The organism is Streptomyces coacervatus (assembly GCF_029223485.1).
GTDB classification, from domain to species: Bacteria; Actinomycetota; Actinomycetes; order Streptomycetales; family Streptomycetaceae; genus Streptomyces; species Streptomyces coacervatus.
Map to the genome: position 1 here is coordinate 1 of NZ_JARHTP010000021.1, position 14,218 is coordinate 14,218.

General features: G+C 70.6%; 9 protein-coding genes and 2 pseudogenes. 6 read left to right on the top strand and 5 right to left on the bottom strand.

Annotation, left to right across the window (positions count from 1 at the left end; all coding sequences use genetic code 11):
• Positions 1-122: 122 nt before the first annotated feature.
• Complete coding sequence (locus P2Q00_RS39755; RefSeq protein ID WP_275779296.1) at positions 123-887, bottom strand: acyltransferase; 765 nt, start codon at positions 885-887, stop codon at positions 123-125.
• Between the two features lie 233 nt (positions 888-1,120).
• Between P2Q00_RS39755 and P2Q00_RS39760 the strand changes: the two genes are divergently transcribed.
• Positions 1,121-1,735, top strand: a complete 615-nt coding sequence (locus P2Q00_RS39760) for a hypothetical protein (RefSeq protein WP_275779298.1) — start codon at positions 1,121-1,123, stop codon at positions 1,733-1,735.
• Positions 1,732-2,454: an RDD family protein gene (locus P2Q00_RS39765; protein WP_275779299.1), complete on the top strand. Its 723-nt coding sequence runs from the start codon at positions 1,732-1,734 to the stop codon at positions 2,452-2,454. The genes P2Q00_RS39760 and P2Q00_RS39765 overlap by 4 nt, the downstream gene beginning before the upstream one ends.
• Before the next feature lie 98 nt (positions 2,455-2,552).
• Here the strand turns inward: P2Q00_RS39765 and P2Q00_RS51190 are convergent.
• Positions 2,553-3,209: pseudogene (locus tag P2Q00_RS51190) on the bottom strand (MFS transporter); the annotation flags it as partial.
• Positions 3,210-3,281: 72 nt separating this feature from the next.
• A pseudogene (locus P2Q00_RS51195) lies at positions 3,282-3,974 on the bottom strand (MFS transporter); the annotation flags it as partial.
• A gap of 102 nt (positions 3,975-4,076) precedes the next feature.
• On the opposite strand from P2Q00_RS51195, the gene P2Q00_RS39775 reads away from it, so the two are divergent.
• Genes P2Q00_RS39775 through P2Q00_RS39790 form a run of 4 tightly spaced genes read left to right on the top strand, consistent with a single transcriptional unit; the run spans position 4,077 to position 10,000 of the window.
• Complete coding sequence (locus P2Q00_RS39775; protein ID WP_275779301.1) at positions 4,077-4,496, top strand: DUF7144 family membrane protein; 420 nt, start codon at positions 4,077-4,079, stop codon at positions 4,494-4,496.
• Positions 4,497-4,514: 18 nt separating this feature from the next.
• Entirely contained in the window at positions 4,515-5,483 is a 969-nt protein-coding gene (locus P2Q00_RS39780; protein WP_275779303.1) for a polyphosphate kinase 2 family protein, read from the top strand.
• Positions 5,480-8,206: a cation-translocating P-type ATPase gene (locus tag P2Q00_RS39785; protein WP_275779305.1), complete on the top strand. Its 2,727-nt coding sequence runs from the start codon at positions 5,480-5,482 to the stop codon at positions 8,204-8,206. The genes P2Q00_RS39780 and P2Q00_RS39785 overlap by 4 nt, the downstream gene beginning before the upstream one ends.
• A gap of 27 nt (positions 8,207-8,233) precedes the next feature.
• Entirely contained in the window at positions 8,234-10,000 is a 1,767-nt protein-coding gene (locus tag P2Q00_RS39790) for a SulP family inorganic anion transporter (RefSeq protein ID WP_275779307.1), read from the top strand.
• A 25-nt stretch (positions 10,001-10,025) separates the two neighbouring features.
• Here the strand turns inward: P2Q00_RS39790 and P2Q00_RS39795 are convergent, their stop codons facing one another.
• Together P2Q00_RS39795 and P2Q00_RS39800 are read right to left on the bottom strand one after the other, a co-directional pair.
• Positions 10,026-11,513, bottom strand: coding sequence for an alpha-amylase family protein (locus P2Q00_RS39795; RefSeq protein ID WP_275779309.1), 1,488 nt, complete (start codon positions 11,511-11,513; stop codon positions 10,026-10,028).
• Entirely contained in the window at positions 11,510-14,203 is a 2,694-nt protein-coding gene (locus tag P2Q00_RS39800; protein WP_275779311.1) for an MGH1-like glycoside hydrolase domain-containing protein, read from the bottom strand. The genes P2Q00_RS39795 and P2Q00_RS39800 overlap by 4 nt, the downstream gene beginning before the upstream one ends.
• Positions 14,204-14,218 lie beyond the last annotated feature (15 nt).

Genomic DNA, 14,218 nt, shown 5'->3' on the forward strand with positions numbered 1-14,218 from the left:
CTCCGCCGCGAAGTCCTCCAGATCACACCGGACCGCGGCCAACTCCCCACCCATCACAACAGGTCAACGGAACAAGAGATCAAACGGACACGCCACCGGCGAGTGAACCTGACCAGGCCCTACTAGGACTCCGGCTCCAGCTCGGCGAGCCTCGCCACCGTCTCCTCGTCCAGCTCCGACAGTGCCCGCAGCTGTTCCGGCGTGACCCCGTCGGGAATCGGCACGGGCGCGGGCGTCCTGAGCGGCGGCTGCCAGCCCTCGGCGGCCGTCCAGCGCCGTACGACACGGGCGGGCGCCCCCGCCACCACGGCATGGTCGGGCACCACGCCCCGGACCACGGCGCCGGCGGCCACGACCACGTTCCGCCCGATCCGCGCACCCGGCAGGATCACCGCACCGGTGCCGATCCAGCAGCCCGGCCCGATCTCCACCGGCTCCATGCGCGGCCACTGCTTGCCGATGGGCTCGTGCGGATCGTCGTACGAGTGGTTCGTGGACGTCACGTACACATACGGCCCGAAGTAGCAGTCGCTGCCGATGGTGACCGTCGTGTCGGCGATGACATGGCTGCCGCGGCCGAGGACGACACCGTCGCCGATCCGGAGGATGGGGTCGGGGCCGAGGTCCAGGTCGGGCATCAGCCCGGCGGTGAGGGTGACCTGCTCGCCGACGATGCAGTGGGAGCCGATGTGGATCCAGGGCTCGCCGAAGACCGTGCCGAGCGGGAAGGCGAGGCGGGTGTGGGGTCCCAGTGCGCCGAAGCGGAACCGTCCCGGGTACTCCGCGGAGACCGAGCCCGTGCGCTGCACCCAGGCCCAGCCCGCATGGACGGCGCGCTGGGTGAGGTTCCGCCGCCAGGATGAGAACGTGTTCTTGCTCTTCGGCACCCGCTCACCGTACTCAGCGTGAGGTGCACCCAAGAGGTCGTGGGGCTGTGATCTTCACCCCACGAGCCCCGGCGGGTCCCGACGGGTCCCGACGCATGTCGCAGGGGCACACACCGCCGCGGTGCGGTTCACCCGCAACGGATGAGGCGGTCGGGCCAGGGCCGTGGTGCGGTGGTGGGATGAGCTGGTACGGCATCGTGCGACCCCCCGACCTCGTCAGACCCTTCGGCCTCGTGAAACGCGTGGCGGGGTTCGCGCTGGGGACCGCCGGCTCGGTGGCCGACCGGGTGGTCCGGACGGTGACGGCGGCCGTCGTGGACCGCCTCGACCTGGACGGACTCGCCGCCCGGATCGACGTGAACCGCATCGCCGACCGGGTGGACGTGATGCGCGTGGCGGGGCGGGTGGACGTCGACCGGATCGCCGATCAGGTGGATGTCGACCGGATCGCCGACCGGGTGGACGTGGACCGGGTCGCGGCCCGGGTGGATGTGGAGCAGGTGGCGGGGCGGGTCGACGTCGACGGCATCGCGGAGCGACTCGACCTCGACCGGATCGTTGAACGGATCGACATCGACCGGATCGCCGCGCGGCTGGATATGGACGCCGTGATCGCCCGAGTCGATCTGGTCGAGCTCACCAGAGCCGTGCTGGAGGAGATCGACCTCGGCCGGATCGTGCGGGACACCAGCGGCGGGATGGCCGAGGAGACGGTCGACGCACTCCGGTCGCGCAGCATGCGGGCCGACCGGAGAGTGAACCGCGTCGCCGACCGGCTGCTGCACCGGTCCGGCGCGGCCCCGGCGCAGACCGACGGCCATGGGCCGCCGCTCGGGCAGTCGCCGTGACAGGGGAGGACGACCGGTTCGCCGTGCCACGGGAGAGCGACCGGTTCGCCGTGCCACGGACGAGCGACGGGGTCGTCGAGCCGCGCGAGGGCAACCAGGTAATCGAGCCACGCGAACGCGACCGCGGCGTCGATCCACCCGAGGGCAACCAGGCCGTCGAGCCACGCAAGGACGACCAGGGCATCGAGCCACCCGAGGGCAACCAGGCCGTCAAGCCACGCAAGGACGACCAGGCCGTCGAGCCACCCGAACGCAACCGCGGCGTCCAGCCACCCGAGGGCGACCAGGAGCAGGCCCCGGAGGTCGATGCGGCCGGCATCGTGTCGCGGTGCCTCGCGGGGCTGGTCGATGCGCTCGTGGTGGCGGGCATCGGTGTCGCCCTGCAGCTTGCGTTCGGCGGACTGCGGCTGCTCGTCACCGGGCCGCCGATGCGCATGCCCGACCTCTCCGCCTGGCTGACGGGTGTGCTCGGCTGGGCCATCGCCGTGCTCTACCTCGCCGTGAGCTGGGCCTCGACCGGCGGCACCGTCGGTGACTGGCTGTTGGGGCTGCAGGTCACCGGCCGCGCCGGGCGGCTGCTCGGTGTCCCCCGCGCACTGCTGCGGTCCGTGCTGTGCGTCGCGTTCCCGGTGGGCCTGTTCTGGATTCCCTTCAGCCGGCGCCACGCATCGGTCCAGGACGTCGTGACGGCCAGCTGGGTGCGGTATCACCGGTTCTGACGTGCGCTCACCGGTCAGTTCTCCGCAGGGGCGGTCACGCCCTTCCCCCGCGGCAGCAGGGCCGCGGTGCCGAGGCCGCCGAGACCGATGACGCCCAGGACGATCATCGCGGTGGCGTACGCGCCGAAGGCGGGGTCGGCGACCAGGATGGTGCCGGCGACCGCCGTGCCGACCGAGGAGCCGAGGTTGGACACGCTGCGGGACAGACCGGAGATCTCGCCCTGCCGGCCCTCCCCGAAGCTCGACTGCACCACGTTGACCGACGGCGTCAGCATCACCCCGAGCCCCAGGCCGATCAGCAGCAGTCCGGGCGTGAACGCCCAGGCGCTGGACGCGTCCTCGGCCATGGCGACGAGCACCCCGATGCCGCAGACCGTCACGGCGAACCCGGCCATGACGAGGGTGCGTTGCTCCCGCCGCCTGGCGAAACGCTCTGCGCCGAGCGAGGACGCGAGCAGACCCAGCGTGGCGGCCGTGAAGACGACTCCGGTGCGTACGGCGTCGTAGTGGCGCACGACCTGCAGATAGGCGGCCACCGTGAACGAGACACCCATCAGGATCAGCCATTGGATGTGCTGGGTGACCAGGCCGAGGTTGGAGGTGCGGTTGCGGAACAGGCTCAGGGAGAGCAGCGGTTCGTAGCCGGTACGCTCCCTCACCCGCGACCGGCGCAGGAACCAGGCCAGCACGAGCACGCCGGCCAGCAGCAGACCGGCCGCCAGCCAGCCGTTGTCGTCGGTGGCCAGGATGCCCATGACCAGCAGCACGAGACCGGCGGCCGACAGAACCGCCCCGCCGGTGTCGAAGTCCCGCCCGGGATCCGGCGGCAGTGGGTCCTCGACCCGGCGGCTCAGCACGATGATCACGACGACCACCAGCGCCTGGAAGACGAACGCCGCCCGCCAGCCGAGCAGCGAGGTGATGAGCCCGCCGATCAGCGGCCCTGCGGCGGCGCCGATGCCGCCCAGCGCCATGACGGCGCCGAACGCGCGGGCGCGCGAGGTGACGTCGGTGAACAGCAGCGTGGTGAGGATGTAGACCGGCGGGATGAGCAGGGCCGTACCGATGCCTTCGAGGATCGAGTAGCCGAGGATGAGCACGCCGAGGCCCGGGGCCGCCGCGCAGAGCAGGGCGCCGGCGCCGTACACGACGAGCCCGGCCACCAGGCACCGCTTGCGGCCGTGGCGGTCGGTGAGCTTGCCGCCGGGGATCATCAGGGCCGCCATGACGAGCAGGAACGACGTGATCGCGATCTGCACGCCCTGGACGGTGGTGTGCAGATCCTTGCTGATGTCGGTGATCATCACGTTCATGTTGGAGCCGGCGAAGCTGCAGACGAACTGCGCCAGGGCGAGCGGGGCGAGGATCCGTCGCGCACTGCTCCGCGGCGGGCCCGGACGGCCCGCGGAGATGGGGCTGGACGGCATGGCCATGGCTGCTCCCGGGCGTTGGGCCTGAGCACCCGGAACGTCCGCCCCCGAGCGCTCGAAACCCGGCCATGGTCGATGGCCGCCGATCATCCGTCATCACCCTTGTGAGGTGACGTCCGGGGCTTGGGCGCAGAGTAGAAGTGTGGACAAAGGGCCGCGACCTGCGGCCGTCCCGAAGACGGAGGCCCTCCCATGGCCACCACGACCACGAAGCACCATCGCTCGGAAGGCGTCCGGGCGGCAGCCGGCGGGCTGACGGCCTTCGCCTGCGTGATGCTGATCATGTGCGGAATCCTCGACATCTTCCGCGGCATCATGGCCATCGCGGACGACGAGGTCTTCATCAACACCCGCAACTACGTGTTCAAGTTCGACCTGACCAGCTGGGGCTGGATCCATCTGGGCCTCGGGGCGGTCGCGGTGGCCGTCGGCATCGGCCTGGCCATGAGGACGACCTGGGCCCGGGTGATGGGCGTGGGCATCGCGGCGCTGCTGATCATCGCCAACTTCCTGTCCATCCCCTACTACCCGTTCTGGTCACTCTCCCTGATCGCGCTCTACGCCTTCATCATCTGGGGCCTGTGCGTGGTGGAACCCGATACGGAGTACTGAGATCCGGAGGCGACACGCATGGCGGACGAACGAGCCGAGCGGATCGCCGAGTTCATCGCACCTCTGCGGGTGCGGCCGGGGTCGAAGGTGGACCTGTCCACCGACTTCGACCCCGGCTACAAGGCGGGCATCGCCGGCAAGAAGGACGGCCGGGAACTGCTGAAGACCGGAGTCGAGCTGCTGGCCGACTACCAGCGGCGGCTGGCGGCCGAGGGCAGATACGGGGTGCTGATGTGCCTGCAGGCCCTGGACGCCGGCGGCAAGGACGGCACGATCCGGCACGTGATGAGCGGGGTGAACCCGCAGGGCGTCCATGTGTCGAACTTCAAGGTGCCCTCCAGCGAGGAACTCGACCACGACTACCTCTGGCGCTACGCATGCCGACTGCCCCGGCGGGGCGAGATCGGCATCTTCAACCGCTCGCACTACGAGGAGGTCCTGGTGGTGCGGGTGCACCCCGAGCTCCTGGACCGGCAGCGGCTGCCGGACAAGGCGAAGCGCAAGGGCGTGTGGCGGCGGCGCTACCGGGAGATCAACGACTGGGAGCGCTATCTGTACGACAACGGCTTCCGGATGGTGAAGCTGTTCCTGAACCTCTCCAAGGAGGAGCAGCGCACCCGCTTCCTCAAACGGATCGACGTACCCGAACGCAACTGGAAGTTCTCCGCGGCGGACGCCCGTGAGCGCTCCTGGTGGGACGACTACCAGGACGCGTTCTCCCGCCTGCTCTCCGCCACCAGCACCCGGTGGGCGCCGTGGTACGTGATCCCGGCGGACCACAAGTGGTTTGCGCGCATCTCCGCGGGCGCGGTGCTCGCCCACACCCTGATGGACATCGACCCCCAGTATCCGGAGGTCGGCGAGAAGGCCCGGCACGAACTGTTCGTGGCGAAGGAGGAGTTGGTCGCCTCGGCACCGCCCGGTGCGCCGGCCGACCCGTACAAGGCGAAGGCCGAGGCCGACAAGAAACGGAGGAAGGGACGATGACCGCACCGGCCGACCCGGTCTCCTCGCAGCCGGCCACGCCCTGGTACGCGCAGCCGCCCGACACGGTGGCGAAGGCCCTCGGCGTCGACCCGGCCACCGGTCTGACCACCGCGCAGGCGGCCGAGCGGCTGAGCCGGGACGGTCCGAACGCGCTCCCCGAGGAGCAGCCGAGGCCGACCCTGCTCCGGGTGCTCGACCAGTACCGCAGCTACATGCAGATCATCCTGGTCGCCGCCGCGATCGTGTCGCTGCTCATCCAGGAGTGGGCCACCGCGGTGCTGCTGCTCGTCCTGACCGTGATCAACGCGGCCATCGGCATGCGTCAGGAGGGCAAGGCGGAGAGCGCCGTGAACGCCCTCAAGTCGATGATGAAGGCGACCGCGCGGGTACGGCGGGACGGCACGGAGAGGGAGATCCCCGCGGAGGAGGTCGTCGTCGGGGACGTCGTACTGATCACCGCCGGGGACGACGTGCCCGCCGACGGGCGGCTCGTCACCGCGAGCGCCCTGCAGATCGACGAGTCGGCGCTGACCGGCGAGAGCACGCCCGCCGCGAAGGAGAACGGGACGCTGCGGGGCGAGGGGCTGGGGCCCGGGGACCGTACGAACACGGCGTTCATGAACACGCCGGTCACCCACGGCAGCGGCACCATGATCGTCACCGGGACGGGCTCCGGCACCGAACTGGGCAAGATCTCCGGGATGTTGTCGGCCACCGAACGCGAGGCATCGCCGCTGACCAGGGAGTTGGACCGGCTGACGCTGTGGATCGCGGGGGCGGCCGGGCTGACGATGATCGTGATGTTCGTGCTGGGTCGCAGCCGCGGCGAGGCATGGGACGCGCTGTTCGTGAGCGCGGTGTCGCTGGCGATCGCGGCCGTCCCCGAGGCGCTGCCGACGGTGACCCAGACGATCCTGTCGCTCGGCGGCCTCGACCTGGCCCGGCGCCACGCGATCGTGAAGGACCTGCCGTCGGTGGAGACGCTGGGCTTCACCTCGGCGATCAACTCCGACAAGACCGGCACGCTGACGCTGAACCAGATGACCGCCGTGGAGGTCGTGGACGCCTTCGACCGCTACACCGTCTCGGGCACCGGCTACGGCCTCGAAGGCCGGGTCCATCATGCGGCCGGGCGCTCGTCGGACATCGAGGACGCGATCCTGCCGTACCTGGTGGCGAGCGACGCGAGGCTGGTGGACGGCCGGGTGGTGGGCGACCCCACCGAGGGCGCGCTGCTGGTGCTCGGCCACAAGGCGGGCCTCGACGTCGAGGCGACCCGCGAACGCTACCCGCGGCTCGCCACCCTGCCCTTCGACCCCTCGTACAAGCTGATGGCCACCTTCAACGCGGCCACCGATGCACGCGGCCGGGAGGTCGTCCGCTGCTTCGTGAAGGGTGCGGCGCCCGCTGTGATGGGGCGCGCGGCAACAGCCCTCTCGGAGGGTACGGCGATCCCCTGGGACGCCGATCTCGACAAACGGGCGCACGAGCAGATGGAGCGCATGGAGCGGGAGGGCCGCCGGGTGATGGCCGCCGCCACCCGTGACCTCGACCCGGGCGACTTCACGGCCGACGACGATCTGCTCGCACAGGTCACCGGGCTGCAGATGACGAGCCTGGTCGGCATGGAGGACCCGCCGCGCGAGGAGTCCCGGCGGGCGGTGGAGGGCGCCCGGACGGCCAACATCCGGGTGCGGATGGTGACCGGCGACGACGTCGTCACCGGTGCCGCGATCGCCGAACAGGTGGGCATCGAGGGGGAGGCGATCCTCGGCTCGGACTTCGCCGCCCTGCCGGAGGCGGAGCGGCTGGAGCGCATCGACGGCATCGGCGTGATCGGCCGGGTCGCCCCCGAGCACAAGGTGCTGCTCGCCGATACGCTGAAGGCGAAGGGCGAGGTGGTGGCGATGACCGGCGACGGGGTCAACGACGCCCCCGCCATCAAGGCGGCGGACATCGGCATCGCCATGGGCTCCGGCACAGAGGTGGCCAAGAACGCCGGCCGGCTGATCCTGTCCGACGACAACTTCGCCACGATCGTCTTCGCGGTCGAACAGGGCCGCAAGATCTACGACAACCTCACCAAGTACATCCGCTTCGTCCTGGTGCTCCTGGTCGTGTTCGTGCTGACCTTCCTCGGCGCGGCCCTGTTCGACATCGCGGACGGCGAGCCGTTCTCGCCGGCCCAGGTGCTGTGGATCCACTTCTTCGTCAACGCGGCCTTCGGCTTCGCCCTCGGCTTCGACCGGGTCAGTCCGGGGCTCATGACACGGCGTCCGCGACCGCGCGGCGAGCCGGTCATGACGGCGGGTCTGATGGTGACGGTGGGGCTCGCCGGACTGGCGATCACGATCGGTCTGCTGTCGATGATCAAGCTGGGCGAGTCGCGCTTCGACAGCGCCGCCGTCGGCAACTCGATCGCGTTCACGTCGTTCGCGCTCTGCCTGATCGTGGCGGCCCTGGAGTGCCGGAGCGAGACCGGGACGGTGCTGACGACGTCGACGTTCGACAGCAGGCAGATGAACCGGGCGGTGTTCGGCGAGTTCGCCCTCGCCGTACTGGCGACCCAGACGGACGTCTTCAACCGGTTGCTCGGCACGACTCCCCTGACCGTGGGCCAGTTCGGGTGGGCGCTGCTGCCGGCGCTGGCCCTGCTCGGGCTGTGGGAGGCCGGCAAGGCCGTGGCCCGACGACGGCGGCCGGTGCCCGTCCCGGACGGCTGAGCAGCCGAAGTCGCCGTGGAGGACCCGATGCCGGCTGAGGACACGAGACACCGCTTCATCCCGCCGGGGCTGCGCACCCTCCTGGCCTACCGGCGGGAGTGGCTAGTCAAGGACGTCGTCGCGGGCGTCGTCCTGACCACGCTGCTGGTGCCGCAGGGCATGGCCTACGCGGAGCTGGCGGGGCTGCCCGCGATCACCGGTCTGTACACGTCGGTGCTGTGTCTGCTGGCGTACGCCGTCTTCGGGCCGTCCCGGATCCTGGTGCTCGGCCCGGACTCCTCGCTCGGCCCGATGATCGCGGCGACGGTGCTGCCACTGATCGCCTCCGGCGGGGACAGCGGGCGGGCCGTGGCGCTGGCGTCGATGCTGTCGCTGATGGTCGGCGCCATCACGGTGCTGGCCGGCGTGTGCCGGCTGGGCTTCATCGCGGACCTCATCTCCAAGCCCACCATGATCGGCTACATGAACGGGCTGGCGCTGACGATCCTGATCGGGCAGCTGCCCAAGCTGTTCGGCTTCAAGACGGACGCCGACGGGCTGATCGAGGAGTTCGGCGCCTTCTTCCGGGGCCTGGCCGACGGGAAGACGGTGCCCGCGGCGCTGGCGGTGGGGGCCACGGGGATCGTGCTGATCCTGGTGCTGCAGCGCCGGCTGCCCAAGGTGCCGGCGGTGCTCGTCATGGTGGTGCTCTCCATCGCGGCGACCTCGGTCTTCGACCTGGGCGGGCACGGGGTGAGCCTGGTCGGCGAACTGCCGCAGGGATTCCCGCCGTTGACGCTGCCGCACGTCCGCCTGGACGATCTCGCTCCGCTCTTCGGCGGGGCGCTGGGCATCGCCCTGGTGTCGCTGGCCGACACCATCTCCAATGCCTCGGCGTTCGCCTCCCGCACCGGCCAGGAGGTGCGCGGCAACGAGGAGATGACGGCGATCGGCGCGGCGAACCTGGCGGCCGGGCTGTTCCAGGGCTTCCCCGTCAGCACCAGTGGATCGCGGACCGCCGTGGCCGAGCGCGCGGGCGCCCGCAGCCAGCTCACCGGGATCGTCGGCGCGGGCCTGATCGTCCTCATGCTGGTGCTGCTGCCCGGGCTGTTCCGCAATCTGCCCCAGCCGGCGCTCGCCGCGGTGGTCATCACCGCCTCGCTGTCGCTGGCCGACCTCGCCGGCACCGCACGGCTGTGGAAGCAGCGCAGGACCGAGTTCCTGCTGTCGATCTCCGCGTTCCTCGGGGTGGCGCTGCTCGGTGTGCTGCCGGGGATCGCGGTCGCCGTCGGCCTGTCCATCCTCAACGTCTTCCGGCGGGCCTGGTGGCCGTACAACACCGTGCTGGGCCGGGTGCCGGGGCTGCCCGGCTTCCACGACATGCGCTCCTACCCGGATGCCGAGCAGCTGCCCGGGCTGGTGATCCACCGCTTCGACGGGCCGCTGTTCTTCGCCAATGCCAAGGCCTTCCGCAACCAGCTCATGCGGCTGACCCGCGACGAGCCGCCGCCCCGCTGGGTGCTGATCGCGGCCGAGCCCGTCACGGACGTGGACACGACCGCGGCCGACGAGCTGGAGGAGCTGGACGAGGCACTCAACGAGCGGGGCATCAGCCTGGTGTTCGCCGAGATGAAGGACCCGGTGCGGAGCAAGATCGAGCGCTATGAGCTGACCCGCACCATCAACCCCGACCACTTCTTCCCGACACTGGAGGCGGCGGTCGCCGCGTTCCGGGAACGAACGGGCGCGCAGTGGACGACCGTCACCGCCGGACGGCCGCCGGCGGATACCACCGGCGAACAGCCGCCCGATTGAAGGGACTTGGGCTGAGCGACCGGGTTCAGCCGTCGGCCGGCGCGATCGACAGCACATGCGTGCCCCACGCGCCCAGGTCGACGAAGAGCCCGGGTCCGGTCAGCTCGGCGCCGTCGCGGGTGTAGCGCGCGCCGTCGAGCAGCCCGGTCAACGTCCAGGTGCCGGAGCCGAGTTCGGGCCACGGCAGCGGCACCCGGCCCTGCGCCGGGGCGTCGGAGAGGTTGACGACGGTCAGGAACCGCCCGGCCGGCCCCACCCAGCCCGAGGTGATCAGGCTGTGGTGGGAGTCGTTGTCCGGCCAACCCGCGTGGCCCAGGAGCCGCCACTGTCCGCCGCGCATCCCGCTGCGGTGGACCGCGGCGAGCAACTGCTCGTGGAACGCCCGCAGTTCGGTGTCGACGGGCTCGTCCGGGCGGCGGTCCAGGAAGACGGGAAGCCGCGTGCGGCGCCCGGTGAACTGCCCCTCGTGCCACAGCGTGGCCCCGGGCAGCGTGGCGATCAGCACGGCCGCCGCCCGTTCCTTGGCGGGATGCATCGTGTGCGCGGCGCGCGGTTCGTCGTGGTTCTCCAGGAACCGCACGAGTCGGCGCTGATAGCCCTCGTCCGCCAGCAGGTGCTGCCGCACCGCTTCGGGGCTCTCGTCGATGACACGGTCGTAGAGCCGCTTGTCGTAGCAGAAGTCGAACCCCTGCTGCTGGAGGGCCCATTCGAGGTCCCAGTAGGCCTCGGCCACGAACGTCATACGGGCGTGCCGGGTGCGGACGCCGGAGATGACCGTGGGCCAGAACTCCTCCTGGGGGCGCCGCCCGGCGCGCCCGCCCCAGGTCCGTTCGAAGACGTCGTTGGTCAGCAGCATCGCCATGTCGCAGCGGACCCCGTCGCACAGGTCCCCGATGCGGCCCAGCACATCCGTGGTGGCCGTGCGCAGGGCGGGCGCGAACGCGTTGAGCTGGACGACGTCCGGCCAGGGCGCGAAGAAGGGGTCGCGGCCGCGGGCCAGGACCTTGCCGGCCACCGTCAGGAAGGCGGCCGGGTCACGGCGGGCCTCCTCGTCGCTGCCCCGCACGAAGTACTCGGGGTGCTCCCAGGTCCAGGGGTGGTCCGGCGCGACGTGGTTGGGCACGTGGTCGAGCAGCAACCCCACGCCCCGGCGGTCGAGTTCGGCGCGCGCCCCGGCCAGGCCCGCGGCTCCGCCGAGGCTCGCGTCGACCTCGTAGCGGCGGATGCAGTACGGCGATCCGGCGATCTCCTCCTCGCGGATGTCCGGGACGGCGTCGGTGAACGCCTCGCGCAGCGCCGGGTCCCGCAGCGCGATGTTGCGGCCCTCGGGGCTGCGCTCCCACACGCCCATGAGCCAGACGGCGTCGACGCCGTGCGGGGTGATCTCGTCCCAGGCGTCCTTCGGCACGTCGCGCAGTCCCGTGATGTGCCCCGTGCGAGCCGCGATCTCCCGCAGCCAGACACGAGTGTTGACCTCGTGGACGACAGGCTGGACGGGCAGCTCACCGGTCATCGCTTCGTCCTCCTGACGGGTTCGGCGAGGAAGTCGCCGGGGGTGAGGGTTCCGAAGACGGTCATCAGGGTGGCGACCAGGCCGGTCCAGCCGGTCTGGTGGGCCGCTCCGATACCGGCGCCGTTGTCGCCGTGGAAGTACTCGTGGAAGGAGATCAGGTCCCGCCAGTGCGGGTCGTCCTGGAACTTGGCCTGGCCGCCGTAGACCGGCCGGCGTCCGTCCTCGCCGCGCAGGAAGAGCCGGGCGAGCCGGTCGGAGATCTCCCGGGCGACCTCGAAGAGGGTCATCCGGGTGCCGGACCCGGTCGGGCACTCGACGGTGAGCTCGTCGCCGTAGAAGCCGTAGAGGTTGAGCAGGGCCCTGATGACGAGGGCGTTCATGGGGAACCAGACCGGGCCGCGCCAGTTGGAGTTGCCGCCGAACATGCCGGTGTCGGACTCGGCGGGCAGATAGCCGACCCGGTACTCCTCGCCGTGCACCCAGAAGCTGTAGGGGTGTTCGGCGTGGTGGCGGGAGAGGGAGCGGATGCCGTACGGGCTGAGGAACTCGTCCTCGGACAGGAGGTGGCCGAGGACGCGCAGCAGCTTCTTCTCGTCCACGACGGACAGCAGCCGCGGTCCGCCCGCCACGCCCGCCTGGGCCGATGCGAGGGTCACGGAGAGCGAGGGGTGACGGCTCGCGAAGCGGCGCAGGCGCTCGCCCAGGCCGGCCACCTTCGCCAGTTGCTGCGGGCGGAAGACGGTGGCCGCGCAGAGCGGCAGCAGGCCGACCAGCGAGCGGACCTTGAGCCGTACGGCCTGGCCGTCGGGCAGTCGCAGGACGTCGTAGAAGAAGCCGTCCTCCTCGTCCCAGAGTTCGTCACCGAGGTCGCCGACGCGGTCCATGGAGGCGGCGATCCACAGGTAGTGCTCGACGAACTTCAGGACGAGCTCCTCGTACGCCGGGTTGTGCTCGACGAGTTCGACGGCGATCTGCAGCATGGACTGGCAGTACAGGGCCATCCAGGCGGTGCCGTCGGCCTGTTCGAGGGTGCCGCCGGTGGGCAGCGGGGCGCTGCGGTCGAAGACGCCGATGTTGTCGAGGCCGAGAAAGCCGCCCTGGAAGACGTTGCGGCCACCGGGGTCCTTGCGGTTGACCCACCAGGTGAAGTTGGTCAGGAGCTTCTGGAAGGCCCGTTCGAGGAAGGCGTGGTCGGCGTGGCCGGTGGTGCGTTCCTCCATCATGTAGACGAAGTAGGCGGCCCAGGCGTGCACCGGCGGATTGACGTCCGCGAAGTTCCACTCGTAGGCGGGGATCTGGCCGTTGGGGTGCAGGTAGGCGTCCTGCAGGAGCAGTTCCAGCTGCTCCTTGGCGAAGCGGATGTCCACCGTCGACAGCGCCACGGTGTGGAAGGCCAGGTCCCAGGCGGCGAACCAGGGGTACTCCCATTTGTCGGGCATGGAGACGATGTCGTCGCTGACCATGTGGAACCACTCGCGGTTGCGCACACCGGGGCGGGGCAGGCTCCACGGGTCCAGGCCGTGCTCGTTCAGCCAGGCCTCCAGGTCGAAGAGGTAGTACTGCTTGGTCCACAGCATGCCGGCGAGCGCCTGCCGCAGCACCCGGGCCTCGTCCTCGCTCGCGCCCTTGGGCGTCAACTCCCCGTAGAAGGCGTCCGCTTCGGCGATGCGGTCCTTGAACACCGTGTCGAAGCCGCGGGCCAGGGACAGCTGGGTGCCGGAGGGACCGAGGCGGAGCCGCAGCGTCTCGGAACCTCCGGCGGGGAGGGTGAGGATGTGGTGCGCGGCGGCCCTGGTGCCCTCCCGGGCCGGGTTGAGGGCGCCGCTCTCGCCGTCGACGACATGCCGTCCGATGCCGTCCTTGACGTACGGCGAAGCGTTGGGCGTGCCGAAGAGCCGCTCGTTGTTCGTCTCGTTCTCCGTGAACAGCACTGGCACCGAGGCGGCGAACCGGCAGTCGTAGCTGCCCAGTTCGGGATGGACCGCACGGACGGTGGTCGTGCCGCGGGGGCCGTCGACCGCACTCAGCTGCGGCTTCTCGGCGCCGTTCGGGTGCCAGGACCATGTGTTGCGGAACCACAGGGTGGGCAGCACGTGCACGGTCGCCTCGTCGGGACCGCGGTTGGCGACGGTGATCCGGGCCAGCACGTCGTCGAAGTCCGCCTTGGCGTACTCCACCGTCACGTCGAAGTACCGGTCGTCGTCGAAGACACCGGTGTCGAGCAGCTCGTACTCGAAGTCCTGCTTGGTCCGCGCCGTGTTGACGGCCACCAGGTCGGTGTACGGGAACTCGCCCTGCGGGTACTTGTACAGATACTTCAGGTACGAGTGACTGGGTGTGCTGTCGAGGTAGAAGTAGTACTCCTTGACGTCCTCGCCGTGGTTGCCCTCGCTGTTGGTGAGGCCGAAGGCGCGCTCCTTGAGGATCGGGTCGCGCCCGTTCCACAGGGCGAGCGCCAGGCACAGCCGCTGCTTTTCGTCGCAGATGCCGCCGAGGCCGTCCTCGCCCCAGCGGTAGGCACGGGAGCGCGCATGGTCGTGGGGGAAGTACGACCACGCGTCACCCCCGTCGCTGTAGTCCTCGCGGACCGTGCCCCACTGACGCTCACTCAGATACGGCCCCCACAGCCGCCACCGTCCCTTGTCATCGCCCTTCGGGCCGATGCGCTCACCGCTCGTCCGCGCGCTCATCCCCACGCTCCCTGA